17 protein-coding genes are annotated in these 16206 nt (G+C 68.9%); 12 read left to right on the top strand and 5 right to left on the bottom strand.

Features of this window, described 5'->3' with window-relative positions:
* Positions 1–17: 17 nt before the first annotated feature.
* The 7 genes from araD (at position 18) to CLG85_RS09580 (ending at position 8431) form a co-directional block, all read left to right on the top strand.
* Positions 18–1769, top strand: a complete 1752-nt coding sequence (gene araD, locus CLG85_RS09610; protein ID WP_095881917.1) for an L-arabinonate dehydratase — start codon at positions 18–20, stop codon at positions 1767–1769.
* Entirely contained in the window at positions 1769–2644 is an 876-nt protein-coding gene (locus CLG85_RS09605) for an SMP-30/gluconolactonase/LRE family protein (protein ID WP_095881916.1), read from the top strand. Before araD ends, CLG85_RS09605 begins: the two co-directional genes overlap by 1 nt.
* On the top strand, positions 2644–3579 hold the full coding sequence (locus tag CLG85_RS09600; RefSeq protein WP_095881915.1) for a Gfo/Idh/MocA family protein: 936 nt from the start codon (positions 2644–2646) through the stop codon (positions 3577–3579). Before CLG85_RS09605 ends, CLG85_RS09600 begins: the two co-directional genes overlap by 1 nt.
* The gene (locus CLG85_RS09595) at positions 3566–4612 is read left to right on the top strand and encodes an aldose epimerase family protein (RefSeq protein ID WP_095881914.1); all 1047 of its coding nucleotides are present in this window, start codon (positions 3566–3568) and stop codon (positions 4610–4612) included. Before CLG85_RS09600 ends, CLG85_RS09595 begins: the two co-directional genes overlap by 14 nt.
* A 150-nt stretch (positions 4613–4762) precedes the next feature.
* Positions 4763–5719: a TAXI family TRAP transporter solute-binding subunit gene (locus CLG85_RS09590; protein ID WP_095881913.1), complete on the top strand. Its 957-nt coding sequence runs from the start codon at positions 4763–4765 to the stop codon at positions 5717–5719.
* Positions 5720–5791: 72 nt separating this feature from the next.
* Positions 5792–7597, top strand: coding sequence for a TRAP transporter permease (locus CLG85_RS09585; RefSeq protein WP_095881912.1), 1806 nt, complete (start codon positions 5792–5794; stop codon positions 7595–7597).
* Between the two features lie 30 nt (positions 7598–7627).
* A complete protein-coding gene (locus CLG85_RS09580; protein WP_095881911.1) occupies positions 7628–8431 on the top strand; it encodes a helix-turn-helix transcriptional regulator in 804 nt (267 codons plus the stop codon).
* A gap of 48 nt (positions 8432–8479) precedes the next feature.
* On the opposite strand, the gene CLG85_RS09575 is transcribed toward CLG85_RS09580, so the two are convergent.
* Genes CLG85_RS09575 through CLG85_RS09555 form a run of 5 tightly spaced genes read right to left on the bottom strand, consistent with a single transcriptional unit; the run spans position 8480 to position 11381 of the window.
* Positions 8480–9532 carry an energy transducer TonB family protein gene (locus tag CLG85_RS09575; protein ID WP_260348788.1) on the bottom strand — a complete coding sequence of 351 codons (1053 nt, stop codon included), beginning with the start codon at positions 9530–9532 and terminating at the stop codon, positions 8480–8482.
* Positions 9529–9915, bottom strand: a complete 387-nt coding sequence (locus CLG85_RS09570; RefSeq protein WP_260348787.1) for an ExbD/TolR family protein — start codon at positions 9913–9915, stop codon at positions 9529–9531. The genes CLG85_RS09575 and CLG85_RS09570 overlap by 4 nt, the downstream gene beginning before the upstream one ends.
* Positions 9915–10307, bottom strand: a complete 393-nt coding sequence (locus CLG85_RS09565) for an ExbD/TolR family protein (RefSeq protein WP_224845495.1) — start codon at positions 10305–10307, stop codon at positions 9915–9917. Before CLG85_RS09565 ends, CLG85_RS09570 begins: the two co-directional genes overlap by 1 nt.
* A complete protein-coding gene (locus CLG85_RS09560; protein WP_095884272.1) occupies positions 10300–10953 on the bottom strand; it encodes a MotA/TolQ/ExbB proton channel family protein in 654 nt (217 codons plus the stop codon). The genes CLG85_RS09565 and CLG85_RS09560 overlap by 8 nt, the downstream gene beginning before the upstream one ends.
* Positions 10950–11381, bottom strand: coding sequence for a hypothetical protein (locus CLG85_RS09555; RefSeq protein WP_235865519.1), 432 nt, complete (start codon positions 11379–11381; stop codon positions 10950–10952). Before CLG85_RS09555 ends, CLG85_RS09560 begins: the two co-directional genes overlap by 4 nt.
* A gap of 332 nt (positions 11382–11713) precedes the next feature.
* Between CLG85_RS09555 and CLG85_RS09550 the strand changes: the two genes are divergently transcribed.
* From CLG85_RS09550 to CLG85_RS09530, 5 genes are all read left to right on the top strand, one after another.
* The gene (locus tag CLG85_RS09550; protein WP_095884274.1) at positions 11714–12217 is read left to right on the top strand and encodes a DMT family transporter; all 504 of its coding nucleotides are present in this window, start codon (positions 11714–11716) and stop codon (positions 12215–12217) included.
* The gene (locus CLG85_RS09545; protein WP_095884275.1) at positions 12214–12633 is read left to right on the top strand and encodes a DMT family transporter; all 420 of its coding nucleotides are present in this window, start codon (positions 12214–12216) and stop codon (positions 12631–12633) included. Before CLG85_RS09550 ends, CLG85_RS09545 begins: the two co-directional genes overlap by 4 nt.
* Positions 12634–12754: 121 nt before the next feature.
* Entirely contained in the window at positions 12755–14383 is a 1629-nt protein-coding gene (locus CLG85_RS09540) for a (2,3-dihydroxybenzoyl)adenylate synthase (protein WP_095884276.1), read from the top strand.
* Positions 14380–14616 carry a phosphopantetheine-binding protein gene (locus tag CLG85_RS09535; protein WP_095884277.1) on the top strand — a complete coding sequence of 79 codons (237 nt, stop codon included), beginning with the start codon at positions 14380–14382 and terminating at the stop codon, positions 14614–14616. The genes CLG85_RS09540 and CLG85_RS09535 overlap by 4 nt, the downstream gene beginning before the upstream one ends.
* Position 14617: 1 nt before the next feature.
* A partial coding sequence (locus CLG85_RS09530; protein ID WP_260348786.1) for a condensation domain-containing protein occupies positions 14618–16206 on the top strand: 1589 nt, incomplete at its 3' end.

Raw genomic sequence — 16206 nt, 5'->3', positions numbered from 1 at the left:
CCGCTCTGGAGCCACCCATGTCCGTCAAGGATTTCACCCCCGCCCCCTGGCCCCGCAAGCTGCGCTCGACGCATTGGTACTCGGGCAATTCGCGCGACACGATCTACCACCGCGGCTGGCTGAAGAACCAGGGCTACCCGCATGACCTGTTCGACGGGCGGCCGATTATCGGCATCCTCAACACCTGGTCCGACCTCACCCCCTGCAATGGCCACCTGCGCGAGCTGGCGGAAAAGGTGAAGGCGGGCGTCTGGGAGGCCGGTGGCTTCCCGGTCGAGGTGCCGGTGTTCTCGGCCTCCGAGAACACCTTCCGCCCCACGGCGATGATGTTCCGCAACCTCGCGGCGCTGGCCATCGAGGAGACCATCCGCGGCCAGCCGATCGACGGCGCGGTGCTGATGGTCGGCTGCGACAAGACCACGCCCTCGCTGATGATGGCCGCCGCGTCGTGTGATGTGCCCTCCATCGTGGTCACCGGCGGGCCGATGCTGAACGGCTATTTCCAGGGCGAGCGCGTCGGCTCGGGCACTCATCTGTGGAAGTTCTCGGAGATGGTGAAGGCCGGCGAGATGACGCAGGAGGAGTTCCTCGAGGCGGAGCAGTCGATGTCCCGCTCCTCGGGCACCTGCAACACCATGGGCACGGCGTCGTCGATGGCGTCGATGGCCGAGGCGCTCGGCATGGCGCTATCCGGCAACGCCGCGATCCCGGCGGTGGACAGCCGCCGCCGCGTGATGGCGCAGCTTTCGGGCCGCCGCATCGTGCAGATGGTCAAGGACGACCTGAAGCCGTCGGACATCCTGACCAAGGAAGCCTTCGAGAACGCCATTCGCACCAATGGTGCGATCGGCGGCTCGACCAACGCGGTGATCCACATGTTGGCGCTGGCGGGCCGGGTCGGCGTCGACCTGACGCTCGACGACTGGGACCGCTGCGGGCGGGACGTGGCGACCATCGTCAACCTCATGCCCTCGGGCAAATACCTGATGGAGGAATTCTTCTACGCCGGCGGCCTGCCGGTGGTGCTCAAGCGCCTTGGCGAGAGCGGCCAGCTTCACAAGGATGCGCTGACGGTCTCGGGGCAGAGCATCTGGGACGAGGTCAAGGACGTGGTGAACCACAACGAGGACGTTATCCTGCCGCTCGAGAAGGCGCTGACCCAGCAGGGCGGCATCGCCGTGCTGCGCGGCAACCTCGCGCCCAAGGGCGCGGTGCTGAAGCCCTCTGCGGCTTCGGAGCACCTGCTGAAGCACAAGGGCCGCGCCGTGGTCTTCGAGGACATCGACGACTACAAGGCCAAGATCAACGACGAGGCGCTCGACATCGACGAGACCTGCATCATGGTTCTGAAGAACTGCGGGCCCAAGGGCTATCCGGGCATGGCCGAGGTCGGCAACATGGGCCTTCCGCCCAAGGTGCTGAAGAAGGGCATCACCGACATGATCCGCATCTCCGACGCGCGCATGTCGGGCACCGCCTACGGCACGGTGATCCTGCACACCTCGCCCGAGGCGGCGGCGGGAGGGCCTCTGGCGGTCGTGCAGAACGGTGACATGATCGAGCTCGACGTGGAAAGCCGCCGCCTGCATCTCGACATCCCAGACGCGGAACTGGAGGCACGGCTCGCCGCGTGGAAGCCGACGCATGATCTGCCCGGATCCGGCTACGCCTGGCTGCACCAGAGCCATGTCGAGGGCGCCGACACCGGCGCGGACCTCGACTTCCTCAAGGGCTGCCGGGGCAACGACGTGGGTAAGGACAGCCACTGATGGAGGTCTTCGACGCCCGGATCTGCGCGCTTGGCGAGGGGGTGCTCTGGCACCCCCTGCGGGACGAGTTGTTCTGGTTCGACATCACCGGCAGGCGGCTGCTGTCGCACCACCCGGCCTCCGGCCACACCCGGGCCGTGCCGCTGACCGACATGTGCTCGGCGGCGGCCTGGATCGACCGGGACCGGCTTTTGATCGCCTCCGAGACCGGGCTCTGGACCTATGACCTCGGCACCGGCGACTTCGGGCACCTCGCGGATCTCGAGGCGGACAACCCCGCGACCCGGTCGAACGACGGGCGGGCGGATCCCTGGGGCGGCTTCTGGATCGGCACCATGGGCAAGAATGCCGAGCCGCATGCCGGGGCGATCTACCGCCATCATGGCGGCCAGCTGCGGACCATCGCCGACGGAATCTCTATCCCCAACGCAATCTGCTTCGATGCGGCGCGGGGCTGCGGCTACTTCGCCGACACCGACGCGCGGCTGCTGTTCCGCGTCGCGCTGGACGAGGCGGGCTGGCCCACAGAGGCGCCCGAGGTCTTCGTCGACTTCAGCCACGCCGGGCTCAGTCCCGACGGCGCGGTGACGGATGCGGGGGGCACGCTCTGGGTGGCGCTCTGGGGAGAGGGCGCGGTGATCGAGGTCGCGCCTGACGGCAGCTTCGGCGCGCGCCACGAGATGGACGCGCCCCACAGCACCTGCCCGGCCTTCGGCGGGCCGGAGTTCACGACGCTCTACTGCACCACCGCGACGCAGGGTCTTGGCGCCAAGGCGCTGGCGGAGGCACCGCACTCCGGCGCGCTCTTCGCCGAACCCGGCGCGGGGCAGGGCAAGGCGGAGCCGGCCTTCATCCTCGATATGGGAGACGCCTGATGAGCGATCCGATCCAGCTCGGCCTCGTCGGCCTTGGCACCATTGCGCGCAACCAGCACCTGCCCTCGCTCGAGGACGTTCCGGCGCTGCAGCTTGCCGCCATCGCCAGTCGCCACGCCGGGCATGAGACGCTGCCCTCCTACCACGACATCGATGAGATGCTGGCGAAGGAGCCCGGCCTGCAGGCCGTTTCTCTCTGCACCCCGCCGCAGGGCCGTTTTGCCCAGGCGGCGGCGGCGATCAACGCGGGCAAGCACGTAATGCTGGAGAAGCCGCCGGGCGCCAGCGTTTCGGAGGTCGAGGGGCTGGCGCGGCTGGCGCGCGAGAAGGGCGTGACGCTCTTTGCCACCTGGCACTCGCGCGAGGCGGCGGCGGTCGAGGAGGCGCGCGAACTGCTGGCCGGCGCAAGGGTCAAGCGCGCGACGATCACCTGGAAAGAAGACGTGCGCCACTGGCATCCGGGGCAGGAATGGATCTGGCAGCCGGGCGGGCTCGGCGTCTTCGATCCTGGCATCAACGCGCTGTCGATCCTGACGCGCATCCTGCCCGACCCGGTGCACCCCGTTTCCGCGCAGCTCGAAGTGCCCGAGAACAAGCAGGCCCCCATCGCCGCGAAGCTCGAGATGGAAACCGCCTCCGGCGCGCCCGTCGCGGCCGAGTTCGACTGGCGCCAGACCGGCCCGCAGACCTGGGACATCCTCGTCGAGACCGACGGGCCCGACGTTCTTCTGCGCGAGGGCGGGGCGAAGCTCTTCGTCGGCGGCGAGCCCCGTATCTCGGCCGAGGACCGCGAGTACCGCCGTCTCTACGCCCGTTTCGCCGAGCTGATCGCGGCGGGCGAGTCCGATGTCGACCTCGCGCCGCTGCAACTGGTGGCCGATGCCTTCCTGCTGGGCGCCCAGACCCGCGTCGAGGCCTTCCATGACAATCCCTGAGCGCCATCCCTTCGGCCATGTCCGCTCGAGCACTCCGGTCGAGCGCATCGTGCTCCGCGCGGGCGCGGTGAGCGCCGAGGTGCTCACCTACGGTGCCACGTTGAAATCGCTGCAGGTGCCCGACCGAGACGGCCGGGTGGACGACATCGTGCTCGGCTTCGACGACCTGAAGGCCTACGTCGACAACCGCATGTTCTTCGGCGCCTCGGTGGGGCGCTTTGCAAACCGCATCGCAGGCGGGCGGTTCGAGCTCGACGGCTATACCCACCAATTGGCGCAGAACGAGGGGCCGACCACGCTGCACGGCGGACCCGACGGCTTCGACCGGCGCAACTGGGCAGTCTCCGAATTGGGAGACTGCTCGGTGACGCTCGAGATGGTGAGCCATGCGGGGGACCAGGGTTTTCCGGGCACGTTGACCGCCCGTGCCATCTACGCGCTGCGCGAGACACCGGCCGGCCCCTGCCTCAGCCTCACCTACGAGGCCGAGACCGAGGCGCCGACCATCGTCTCGATGACCAACCACAGCTTCTTCGCGCTGGCGGGGCTCTCGGCGCTGCCGGGGCGGCCGCGCTCGGCGCTCGAGTACCGGCTGAAGGTGCCCGCGTCGCGCTACCTGACGGTGGACGACGCGCTCATCCCCACCGGCGTCGCGCCGGTCGGTGCCAGCCCCTTCGACTTCCGCGAAGGGCGGCAGCCGCTCACCGCGGTGCGTTCGGGGGCGCTCGACGGCTACGACCATTGCCTCTGCCTCGATCCTGGCGAGATCGAGCTGCATGACGCGGTGAGCGGACGGCTCATGCGGATGACCACCAACCTGCCGGGGTTGCAGGTCTATACCGGCAACTTTCTCGACGGCTCGGTGCCGGCCAAGGGCGGATACGCCGCGCGCAAGCATGACGCCATCTGCCTCGAGCCGCAGATCTGGCCCGACGCGATCAACATGCCCGAAAGCTGGGGCGCGCAGAGCCCGGTGCTGCGCCCGGGCGAGACCCGCCGCGCCGAGATGAGCTTCACCTTCGGCATCCGCTGAGACGGCCCCGCCTCGCAAAAGCCGCTCCCGCTGTGCCATGCTCGCGCCGGGAGGCACCCCGACGGGCGCGAAGACCGCGCAAGGCATCTGCTTGACCCGACGGGACACGCGGTGTCTATGTCACGCGAAGCTTTTGGAGGAGCTGGATAAATGAACTTTCTTGGCAAGGCCGCGCTGGCGGCAGGGCTTGCATTGCTGGCAGCAATGCCGGCGCAGGCGGAAACCCGGGTCACGCTGAAGGCGGCGAAGTCGGGCTCCTCCTATTACCAGATGAGCGTGCAGATCGCCGAGGCGATGAAGGCGGGCACCGACGGCGGCGTGATCGTCACCGTCGAGGAAAGCCAGGGCAGCCAGCAGAACGTGATGGAAGTGCGCGCCCGCGGCGGCGACTACGTCTTCACCTCGCCGCCCGCGCTGGTCGCGGCGGCCCGCGATGGCAAGGGCGCCTTCGAGGGCAAGGAAAACCCCGCCTTCGGCGAGATCCGTGCGCTCTTCCCGCTGCCCTCGCTGACCATGCATTTCGTCATGTCCAAGTCCAGCGGTGTCACCGATTTCGCCGGCATGGAGGGCAAGAACATCCTGCTCGGGAAGGGCAGCTTCGGCGCCACCGAGGGCGAGAAGTACCTCGAGCTCTTCGGCCTCGACGGCAAGGTGAAGATCGCCGACGTCGAACTGTCGAACGCCGTTCCGGCACTGAAGAACGGCCAGATCGACGGCTTCGTCACCGCCGGCAGCTTCCCGGCGCCGAACGTCGTCGAGGCCGCAGCCTCGACCGATGTGACCGTGCTGTCGCTGACCGATGAGCAGGTCGCGCAAACTGGCCGCGCCAAGCTGGTGATCCCGGCGGGCACCTATGCCGGTCAGGACGCGGACATCGTCACCACTTCGCTGCCGGTGGTGACCTACACCACCACCAAGATGGACGACGAGACCGCCTACCAGCTCACCAAGACCTTCTGGGAGGAAAAGGCGCGCATGGGCGAGGAGTCGCCCTGGTGGACCGGCGTCGATGCGGCGCTGCTCGAGAACGTGACGGGCAAGCTGCATCCCGGCGCAGTGCGCTACTACGAGGAAGCGGGCATTGCGCTGAGCGACGCGCAGAAGTAACCGGGCGGAAAGACAAGGCAGGCGGGCCGGGCAGTTCTGTCCGGCCCGCGCTTATTGAGACGAGGGCAGACGATGGGGCTTGAGACGCAATTGCCGCGGGCGGCATGGCAGCGGGCGGTGTGGATCGTTCTTGCGGCGCTGGTCGTGGTCTATCACCTCGGGCTGGTCTTCTCGGGGCTCGTGCCCAATCTCGTCAGCCGGCCGCTGCACATGGCGGTGATCCTGCCCTGGGTCTTCCTCTTCGGAGTCACCGGGCGCTGGCAGTTGATCTCGGGTGCGGTGCTGACCGTGCTGGGCGTCGGCGCCGCGGGCTGGATCGCGCTGAACCACGAGATGCTGGGCGACCAGTATGGCTTTCTCGAAAGTGACTTCCAGATCGGCGTAGCGGCGGTGCTGCTGCTCTGCGTGATCGAGGCCGCGCGGCGCGCGATCGGCTGGCCGCTGCCGCTGGTCGCGGTGATCGCGCTGGCCTACGCGCTCTTCGGCCAGCACATCCCCGGCGAATTCGGCCACGCCGGCACGCCGATCCAGAGCTTCCTCGGCACGATGACCATTGCCGAGGGCGGGATCTGGGGCTCGCTCACCGCGGTCTCGGTGGGCGTGGTGTCGATCTTTGTGATCTTCGGTGCGGTGCTCAACGCGGGCGAGGCGGGGCAGGGCTTCATGAACGTCGCCGCCGCCGCGGCGGGGCGCCTGACCGGCGGCGCAGCCAAGGTCTCGGTGCTCTCCTCGGCGCTCTTCGGCTCGATCTCGGGCTCGGCCAGCGCCAACGTCGCCTCGACCGGCGCGATCACCCTTCCGGCGATGACCCGGCTCGGCTACCCCAAGCGGCTGGCTGCGGGGGTCGAGGCCGTGGCCTCCTCGGGCGGGCAGATCATGCCGCCGCTGATGGGGGCGGGGGCCTTCGTCATGGTCGAGCTCACCGGCACGCCCTACACGCAGATCATGGGTGCGGCAATCCTTCCGGCGATCCTCTATTTCTGGGCGGTCTGGGTCGGCATCAACGCCTATGCCACGCGCTTCGACCTCAAGGGCATCCGCGACGAGGACCGCCCGGCGAAGCGCGACGTGATCATCACCTCCCTCTTCTTCCTCGTGCCCTTCACCGTGCTGATGATCGGCATGTTCGGCCTTGGCTACACGCCGCAATATTCCGCCTGCCTCGCGATCCTCGCTGGCGCGCTGCTGCTGCTGACCAATGGCCGGCTGACCTTCGATCCGCACCAGACCGCCGAGCGCGTCATCGAGGCGCTGCTCAACTCGGCCAAGCAGGTGGCGATGATCGCCGCGATCATCCTCTGCGCCTCGATCGTCATCGGTGTACTCGGAGTGACCGGTCTCGGGGTGAAGATCACCTCGCTGATCCTGTCGGGCTCCGGCGGGCTGCTCTGGCCGTCGCTGATCCTCACCGCTCTGGCCTGCCTCGTGCTGGGCATGGAGGTGCCGACCACCGCCGCCTATGTGATCTGCGTCTCGGTCGCAGGCCCGGCGCTGACGCAACTCGGGCTCGAGCCGCTGCAGGCGCACCTCTTCGTCTTCTGGTTCGCGCTGCTGTCGACCATCACACCGCCGGTCTGCGGCGCGGTCTTCATTGCCGCGGGGATGATAGGCGAGAACTGGGTCAAGGTGGCGGGCACCGCCATGGCGCTGGGGATCGGGCTCTACATTATTCCGCTCGGGATGATCGCCAACCCGGGCATCCTCGAGCTGACCGCGGCCCCGGCACTGGCGCTCTTTGCCTTTGTCCGGATCGGCCTTGGCCTGGCGCTGATCTCGCACGGTCTGATCGGACGGCGCCCCGCGCTCGTCCGGGCGCTCTGTGTCGTTTCGGGGCTGGCCGTCGTCTTCGGCGGAATCCTGCTTCAACCTATGCTATAGGCACCACGGCAACTTTCGCGCTGGCCTTTGATGGAATCCCGTGTTCACATTGAACTGGGATACGCAAACAAAGACGTGAGTGACATGGTTTCGACTCGTTACGCGAAGCTGTTGATCGACACGGCCGACACCCTTGCAGGGGCGCGGAACGCGCAAGAGTCCTGGGATGCGGCGGTGCGGATCGTACGAAGGATCGGGGCGAAGGACCTCAATTGCGGAGCCATCATGCGGGACTCGCGCGAGTTGGCATGGCTGCGCAGTTCGATGGATATCCGTTGGCTGCGGCAATACCACCAGGCCCGGTTCTACGAGGTCGATCCCGTTCTCGAGGCCTGCAAGGCGGGTGTTCCGAACCAATTCGTGGATGTCCCGGAGCGGCTCCGCCGGGCGCGCAGCGCGCGCGAGCGCGACATGTTCGGCTGCTTGCTGGACTTCGACTATCGCTATTTCCTCACCCAGACCTGGATCGTCGGAGGTGCCGAACGCACCATCGTGCTCGGCTGTGACAGCGATCCGATGGGTCTCTACGGCCCGGGAACGGCGCGCGCCTTCCGCGCGATCTCGGCGTTGCTCAACGATGCGATCCTGCCGCCGGGCGACGAGACCGCGCAGGAATGGGCCTGCGAGTCGCCCTGGGCGCAGCTGACCTCGCGGGAGCGCGACGTGCTGGGCTACCTTGCCCACGGCCTGCAGCTGCACGAGGTGGCCGAGCGCTTCACCATCACCGAGCAGGAGGCCGCCTGCCACCTGCTCAGCGCCTGCCGGACGCTGGGCGTCGCCGCGCCGGAGCAGGCGCTGTCGATGGCCATGGCGCGCGGGCTGCTCTCGCTCTGAAGGGGGCGAAGGCGGCGCCGGGATCGCCCGGCCACCGCCGCCGCTGGGTCAGCGACCCTTGATCTGGATCGTGAAGCTCGTCTGAGCCCCCGCGGGTGGTGCGGGGAAGGGCGAGGCGCTGCGCACGACGCGCAAAGCGGCCTGGTCCAGCGTCGCCGAACCAGAGCTGCGCGCCACCGATGCCCCCGCAAGACCTCCGTTGCCGGAGACCTTGAAGGCGATGACCGCCGCACCGCGCGCGTTGACGCGGGGCCGCGGCACCCGCGAGAGCTTGCGCATCACCAGTCCGGGGTAGTTGCTGGCCGCCGCATTGCCGGCCTCCTGCGCCTGACCGCCGCTGCCCGCGGTGGCCGAGGTGCCGCCAGCGCGACCCGTCGCGGCACCGGCGGTGGCATTCCGCTCGGCATTGCCCTGCGGCCGCGCGGCCTGCTTGCGCGGTTCGGGGGTCGGCTCTGGTCTGCGCTGCGGTTCGGGTTCCTGCGCGCGCTCCGCGACTTCGGCGGTGCGCGGCTGCGGACGCGGAGACTGCTCCGGCGCCGCCTCGGTGACCTCATCGGGCTCGGGCTCTTCGGCCTTGAGCGTCTCGGGCTCGGGTGCCTCGGCGCTGAGGGTTTCGGGCTCGGGCTCGACGGGCTCGGCGACCTCGGGCTCGGGCGCTTCCACCGTCTGCGGCGGCTGCGCCTCCAGCAGTTCGGGCTCGGGCTGGTCCTCGGGCTTGACCGGCTCCACCGGCAGGGCCGGCAGCACCGGCTCGGCCTCGAGCGGCGGCACCACCGGCAGGGCGGCGGTCAGCTCGGGCAGCGGTTCGGCCTCGGTGGGGGGCTCCGGGGCAACGGGTGTCGCCTGTTCGACCACCTGCGGGGGGATCGGATCCGGCTGGTCGGGCACCACTGTCTCGGCGGTTTCCTCGACCGGATCGGCGCTGATCGTGCCCACGGCCATGTCGGCGAAATCGGTGCCGAGGGCGAGATCGCTGCCCCCAGCCATGCCCTCCATCTCGGCCTCCATCTTGGGCGGCATCACCGCCAGCAATGCGCCGCCATGGGCAGAAAGGGCCAGCACGGCGGCGGCCAGCTTAACCTTGCGCGAGGATGCAATCATTCGAGCCCCCTTTCGGTGACGATCATCACCTTCTCGGCCCCGGCAGCGCGCAGGGCGCGGCCGATCTCCACCAGCCTGTCGGCGGGCAGGTCGCGGTCGGGCACGATGCGCGCAAGCGTCATCGCCTCGTCGCCGAGTGCCTCGAGGAAAGCCTCGGGCTTGTCGATCGCCTCGCCGCGGACGGACATGCTGCCATCGGCGTTGATCACCAGCGCGTCGGCGGGGGCGGCGCCTTCGAGATCGGCGGTGTGCACGAGGTTCAGCGCCGGATCGAGCGGCCGCGCCACGGTGCCCGCGACGAGGAAGAAGACCAGCATCAGGAAGACGATGTTGATCAGCGCGATCGTCGGTTCGCGCTCGGATTTCTGTTTCCTGCGGCGCATCACGACGCTCCCAGAACCGTGGCGCGGAAGCCGCTGACGCCGCGCAGGGCAACCAGCAGATCCGTCAGCCGTTGCGAGGAGACCTCGCCCCGCAGCGCCACGATGAGCGGCTGAGGCGGCGTCTCCTCGGGGACCTCGCCCCGCGTCTCCGCCAGCTTGGCCGGCAGCTCCTCGAGCGTCATCTCGGCGCCGTTGAGGCGCAGGGTCTCGGGCGCGAGCTGCAGGAACAGCGGGCGCGTGTCCGAGGCGGCGGCCCCGGACCCGGCGGCGGCGAGCTCCACCTCGGCGAAGCGGGTGAAGGTCGAGGTCAGCATGAAGAAGAGCAGCAGCAGGAAGATCACGTCGATGAGCGAGGTCATCGACAGCTTCCGCCGCTTGCGGAGCTTACGCATGGCGCGCGGCACCCTCGGCAAGCCGCGACTCGGCGGCGGCACCGGTGGGCGACAGGATGGTATGCACCGCGCGTTCGGCGAGCACGCGCTCTGATTCCATGCGCGCCTCGAACCAGCTCAGGATCACGGCGGTGGGCATGGCGACGACGAGCCCGACCGCGGTGGTCAGCAGCGCCACCCAGATGCCGCCCGCGAGGATCGACGGATCCACCTGGCTGCCCGCGTCCTGCAGCGACTGGAACGCCGAGATCATCCCGAGCACCGTGCCGAAAAGGCCCAGAAGCGGCGCCAGCTGCGACACCGAGTCGAGCAGGCGGAAGCCCTTCTCGAGCCGGGCAAAGCGGGTCTCTGCCTCGGCCTCGAGCCGTGCCGGATCGGTCTGGCCGGACATGGCCATGTCGATCACCGGGCGCAGGTAGGAGCGCGAGCGGTTCAGCGCCTCGCGCGCGCCGGTGCGGTCGCCGCGATCCCAGGCGTTGACCGCCTCGCGCAGCGCCGCATGGCGACCGACGCCCGAGGCTGCGAATTGCCAGAACTTGTAAAGCACCACCGCCAGCGTCAGCAGCGAGATGGCGACCAGCAGCAGAACCACCGGCCCGCCAAGGTCGGCAATGCGGCGGATGCCGTCCAGGATCATGTCGATCATCCGATCACCTCCACGTCGCTGCGCGACTTCAGTTCCAGCCCCTGGGTGCAGAGGTCCGACTCCGTGCCGCCCGCTTCGCAGCGGTTGGCGCCGTTGATGAGAATTTGTCCCAGCGCCTCGCAGCCGGTGCCAGGCACCACGAACTGCCTCACGCGCGGGCGTCCGGCGGGCAGGGCGCCGAAATCGAAGAGGGTCAGCCGGTCGACCTGCCCCTCGGTGTTCAGCAGCACGGTCTCGTAGACCGCCGCGTCGATGTCGGTGTCATGGCCGTTGTTGATGAGGAAGCTGAGCTGGCAGCCGCTCTCGACGCTCTTGGTGGTGTTGAGCTCGAGCGAGAGCGTTCCGGCGGATCCGGTCTCGGCCTGCTGGGCGGCGAGCGGAACCGGCAGCAGCGCGAGAAGCGGCAGGGTCATGCGGAGAATACGCAAAACTTGGGTCTCCTGACTTTGGCTAGAAGGGCTCGCCCGCGGGGGTCCGTAGGCTGGCATGCACGGGGAGATAGGACTCCATTCTCGCTCTGTCTGTCACGAACGCAAGCAATGCTCAATACCTGACTAAATCAATCCAGTATGAAACTTCCTTAGGGGCCTCCACGCGCGGCCGTATTAACGGTGAAACGGGTGCTTTCGCTGCGCAGGCACCTCATGCGGTGGGGTGGCGGGCTGTGCGCCGCGCAATGTCTCGTGCAACCGGGGGCTTACCTCCACCGCTTCCGGTGGGTAAGGAGGTTGCAAGTGCTCTCCAGACAGCAGGACAGACCATGCCCGCCCGCATTCCAACCGCCGAAGAGCCGCGCCGGCCTCACCCCGTCGAGATCCTCGCCGCCCTCTGCGCGGGCAGCCTGTTGACGCTGATGCTTCTCAGCAATGGCATGATGGCGGCGCATACGACACCGATCTTCGCCTCGCTGACCGCCCATGGGGTCGGCACCGCGGTGGCGGTTCTGCTGCTCTTGCTGTTCCGGCTCCGCACGCCGCCGCAGCCGCGCATGGCCGCGAGCCGGGCGCCGCTCTGGGCCTATCTCGGCGGGATTTCCGGCGCGCTGACGGTGGTCGTCTCGACCGTGGTGGTGAACTCCTCGCTGGCGCTGACCGGCACGATGGCACTGGGGCTGGCGGGGCAGGTGGTGTTGGCGCTTGTCTTCGACGCCACCGGCGCGCTTGGGCTGGAGCGTCGGCTGCCGCGGCGCAATGATCTTCTGGCGCTGGCGGCGATCGTCGCGGGCACCCTGCTGATCATCTTCGCACGGGGAGGTGCGGCATGATCTGGATGATCCTTCTGGGCATCTGCTCGGGCATGCTGGTGTCGCTGTCGCGCCAGCTCAACGGGCGGCTCGCGCTCTCGACCTCGGCCATGCAGTCGTCGTTCTGGAACCACCTCGTCGGCTTTGCGGTGCTGGTGCCCTGCGCGCTGATCGCCGGCAGCCTCTGGCCCGCCGAGGCTGCCTCCGCCCATTGGTTTGCCTGGGTGGGCGGGGCGATCGGCGTGGTCTTTGTGGCCAGCGGCAGCTGGCTCATCCCCCGGCTCGGCGCGGCGCTGACCGGCGGGCTGCTCGTCGCCGGGCAAATGCTCTCGAGCGTGGCGCTGGATCTGCTGCGCGGGGTCGAGGCGGTGCTCTGGATGCAACTCGCCGGGGTCGCGCTGATCCTGCTGGGGGTCTACCTCAGCCGCCGGGGCTGAGAGCGGCGCGTGATTTCCGACTGAAACACACGGTCTTGTAAGTTGACTGTTTTTGTAGTGATTGGTAGCGCAAAGGCGCGACCATACGCGCGGTGCAGGAACAGTCAGAGGCGACAAGACCATGAGCATCCCCCAGCAGATCTGGCCCGAGGACTTCGCGAAACGCTATGAAGACAAGGGCTATTGGCAGGGGGAGACCTTCGGCCAGATGCTTGACCGGCTGGAGGCGACTCACGGGGAACGCCTTGCGCTGGTCGCCGGCGACGCGCGCTGGAGCTATGCCGAGCTTGCCCGCCGCGCCCGCATCGCCGCCGAGGGGTTTGCCGCTCTCGGGCTGACGCCCGGGGATCGCGTGCTCGTGCAACTGCCGAACCGTGCCGAGTTCCTCGTCGCCGTCTTCGGCCTCTTCTACGCCGGGCTGGTGCCGGTCTACGCGCTGCCCGCGCACCGCGAGACCGAGGTGCTGCACCTCGTCGCCAAGTCCGGCGCCCGCACCTATGTGGTGGCCGACAGGCACGACGGCTTCGACTACCTGCCGCTGGCGCGCAAGGTCCGGGCCGAGGTGGCGGACGTCGCGCATGTGATCGTTGCGGGCGAGGCGGCGGAATTCACCGCTTTCGACAGTCTCGGGGACAAGGGTCTCTCCGCCCCGGTTCCGCGCAACCCGCGCGAAGTCGCCTTCCTGCAGATCTCCGGCGGCTCCACCGGCCTGCCGAAGCTCATCCCCCGCACCCATGACGACTATCTCTATAGTGTCCGCGCCTCGGCCGAGATCTGCGGCCTGAGCGACAAGAGCGTCTACCTCTGCGCGCTGCCCGCGGCGCACAACTTCCCGATGAGCTCGCCCGGCTACCTCGGCGCGCTGCACGCCGGGGGCACCGTGGTCATGAGTCCGAACCCGCAGCCCGATGTCGCCTTCCGGCTGATCGCCGAGCATGGCGTGACGATCACCGGCCTCGTGCCGCCGCTGGCGCTGCTCTGGATGCAGGCCGCGCCGCGCACGAAGCACGACCTGTCGAGCCTGCAGGTGCTCGGCGTTGGCGGCGCGAAGTTTATCCCCGAGGCGGCGGCAAAGGTCCGCCCGGTGCTCGGCTGCACCCTGCAGCAGGTCTTCGGCATGGCCGAGGGGCTGGTGAACTACACCCGCCTCGACGACCCAGAGGAGATCATCATCAGCACGCAGGGCCGCCCGATCAGCCCCGACGACGAGGTGCTGGTGCTCGATGACGAGGGCAACCCCGTGCCCGAGGGCGCGCCCGGCAATCTCTACACCCGCGGGCCCTACACGATCCGGGGCTACCACGAGGAACCCTCGGCCAACGCCCGCAGCTTCACCCCCGACGGATTCTACCGCACCGGCGACGTCGTGCGCCGCCTGCCCGGCGGCTACCTCGAGGTGAGGGGCCGGGCCGGAGACCACATCAACCGGGCTGGCGAGAAGATCTCGGCCGAGGAAGTCGAGGATCACCTGATCGCCCATGAGGGCGTCTTCGACGCCGCCGTTGTCTCGGTGCCCGACAAGTTCCTCGGCGAGAAGACCTGCGCCTTCGTGGTGCGCAGCGATGCGGGCGAGGTGCAGCCCAGGGATCTCAAGGCCTTTGTCCGCAGCCGCGGCATCGCCGAGTTCAAGGTGCCCGACCAGATCGTCTTTGTCCCCGAGTTCGAGACCACCGCCGTGGGCAAGGTCAGCCGCAAGGCACTGCGCGCCGCGCTGAAAGAGAAATACCTGGAAAAAGGAGAGACCGCATGAGTCTCACGCAGGACAAGATGCGCGCGGATATTGCCGAGGCGCTGGAGATCGCCCCCGAGGAGATCACCGCCGAAGCCAATCTCTTCGACCTCGGGCTCGACTCGATGCGGCTCATGTCGCTGGTCATGACCTGGCAGGAGGACGCCGAGGACGCCGATCTTTCCGAGATCTGGGAGCACCAGACCTTCGCCGCCTGGTGGGGCGTGGTCGCGGCCCAGCACGCCGGGGCCTGAGATGGCGACGGGGCGCGCGGCTTTCCCGCTGACCGAGGCGCAGGAGGGCCTGTGGTACGCACAGGCACTCGACCGCGCGAACCCGATCTTCAACTGCGGCCAGTACATCGAGCTGCTCGGCCCGCTCGACGTGGCCCGCTTCACCCGCGCCTTCGACGCCGCGGTGGCGCAGAGCCCGGCGCTGCGCCTGCGCTTCGGCATGCGGGGCGGCGCGCCGCGGCAATGGCTAGCCGATGCGCCGCCGCTGCTTGAGGTGGTGGACCTATCGGGTGCCGACCGTCCCGAGCGTGAGGCACTGGCCCGGATGCAGGCCGACAGCGGTCGCGCCGTCGATCTGGCCGCGGAGCAGGCCGGGCGCTTCGTGCTCTACCTGCTGGGTGAGAGCCGGGCCTTCTGGTACGAGCGCATCCACCATCTTGCCACCGATGGCTTCGGCATCGTGCTGCTGACCAACCGGGTCGGCGAGCTCTACTCGGCAGAAGAGTCCGGCAAGGCCCCGAGCCCCTTCCCGGCGCTGGAGCCGGTGCTGGAGGAAGACGCTGCCTATCGCCTCTCCGAGCGCCGCACCGCCGATGCCGCCTTCTGGCAGGGCGAGATGCGCGGGCTCGAGACCGTCGCCGGCCCTGCCGAGGGGCGCGCCGTCACCTCGGCGCGCTTCGACCGCGCGCGGCTCGACTTGCCGCCCGCGTTCTGCGAGGCGCTGACATCCGTTTCCAAGGCCGCGGGCATCGGCTGGCCCGACGCGCTGACGGTGCTGAGCGCCGCCTATTTCTCGCGCGTCTCGGGGGTGGGCGAGCGGGTCTACGGCCTGCCCTTCATGGCGCGCATGGGGACCAAGGCTGCCCGTGTGCCCTGCATGTGGATGAACGTGCTGCCCTACCGCTGCGAACCCGACGAGGACATGCCGCTGTCCGAGCTGCTGAAGACCGAGGCGCAGCGCCTCGGCGCGCTGCGCAAGCATGGCCGCTACCGCTCGGAACAATTGCGCCGCGACCTGCGGCGCACCGCCATCGACGCGCGGCTTTACGGGCCGATGATCAACGTGCAGCCCTTCGACATGCCGCCGCGCTTCGCCGGGCTCGAGGCGCATCTTCACATTCTCGGGGCCGGGGCGGTGGACGACATCACCGCCACCTTCCGGGGCGATGCGACCGCCTCGCTCTCGCTGGAGATCGACAGCAACCCGGCGCTCTATTCGGCCGAGGAGGCGCGGGGGCACCTCGACCGGCTGGCGGCCTTCCTCACTGCCGCGCTTGGCGCGGGGCGGCTCGCCGAGGTGCCGACGCTGACCGCGGATGAAACGCATTGGGCGGTGCATGAGGTCAACGCCACCGATCATGAGGTCCCCGAGGTCACACTCACCGAGCTCATCACCGCGCAGATGCGCGCCACGCCGGACGCGCCCGCAGTCGTCTTCGGCACAGCGACCCTCAGCTATGCCGAGTTGGACCGCCGTTCCGCCGCGCTGGCATCAGCGCTGCGGGCGCAGGGCGCGGGGCCGGGGAGCGTCGTCGCCACCGCCCTGCCGCGCTCCGAATATCTCGCCGTCGCGCTGGTGGCGATCCTGCGCGCCGGGGCGGCCTACGTGCC

This window comes from Alloyangia mangrovi (assembly GCF_002300555.2).
In the GTDB taxonomy this organism is placed as follows: domain Bacteria; phylum Pseudomonadota; class Alphaproteobacteria; order Rhodobacterales; family Rhodobacteraceae; genus Salipiger; species Salipiger mangrovi.
The sequence above is the reverse complement of the archived record's forward strand: the minus strand, read 5'-3'. Positions and strand labels throughout refer to the sequence as shown.

Coding starts and splice junctions, on each gene's coding strand:
- araD (WP_095881917.1), top strand. CDS start 18: ATGTCCGTCAAGGATTTCACCCCCGCCCCCTGGCCCCGCAAGCTGCGC.
- CLG85_RS09605 (WP_095881916.1), top strand. CDS start 1,769: ATGGAGGTCTTCGACGCCCGGATCTGCGCGCTTGGCGAGGGGGTGCTC.
- CLG85_RS09600 (WP_095881915.1), top strand. CDS start 2,644: ATGAGCGATCCGATCCAGCTCGGCCTCGTCGGCCTTGGCACCATTGCG.
- CLG85_RS09595 (WP_095881914.1), top strand. CDS start 3,566: ATGACAATCCCTGAGCGCCATCCCTTCGGCCATGTCCGCTCGAGCACT.
- CLG85_RS09590 (WP_095881913.1), top strand. CDS start 4,763: ATGAACTTTCTTGGCAAGGCCGCGCTGGCGGCAGGGCTTGCATTGCTG.
- CLG85_RS09585 (WP_095881912.1), top strand. CDS start 5,792: ATGGGGCTTGAGACGCAATTGCCGCGGGCGGCATGGCAGCGGGCGGTG.
- CLG85_RS09580 (WP_095881911.1), top strand. CDS start 7,628: ATGGAATCCCGTGTTCACATTGAACTGGGATACGCAAACAAAGACGTG.
- CLG85_RS09575 (WP_260348788.1), bottom strand. CDS start 9,532: ATGATTGCATCCTCGCGCAAGGTTAAGCTGGCCGCCGCCGTGCTGGCC.
- CLG85_RS09570 (WP_260348787.1), bottom strand. CDS start 9,915: ATGCGCCGCAGGAAACAGAAATCCGAGCGCGAACCGACGATCGCGCTG.
- CLG85_RS09565 (WP_224845495.1), bottom strand. CDS start 10,307: ATGCGTAAGCTCCGCAAGCGGCGGAAGCTGTCGATGACCTCGCTCATC.
- CLG85_RS09560 (WP_095884272.1), bottom strand. CDS start 10,953: ATGATCGACATGATCCTGGACGGCATCCGCCGCATTGCCGACCTTGGC.
- CLG85_RS09550 (WP_095884274.1), top strand. CDS start 11,714: ATGCCCGCCCGCATTCCAACCGCCGAAGAGCCGCGCCGGCCTCACCCC.
- CLG85_RS09545 (WP_095884275.1), top strand. CDS start 12,214: ATGATCTGGATGATCCTTCTGGGCATCTGCTCGGGCATGCTGGTGTCG.
- CLG85_RS09540 (WP_095884276.1), top strand. CDS start 12,755: ATGAGCATCCCCCAGCAGATCTGGCCCGAGGACTTCGCGAAACGCTAT.
- CLG85_RS09535 (WP_095884277.1), top strand. CDS start 14,380: ATGAGTCTCACGCAGGACAAGATGCGCGCGGATATTGCCGAGGCGCTG.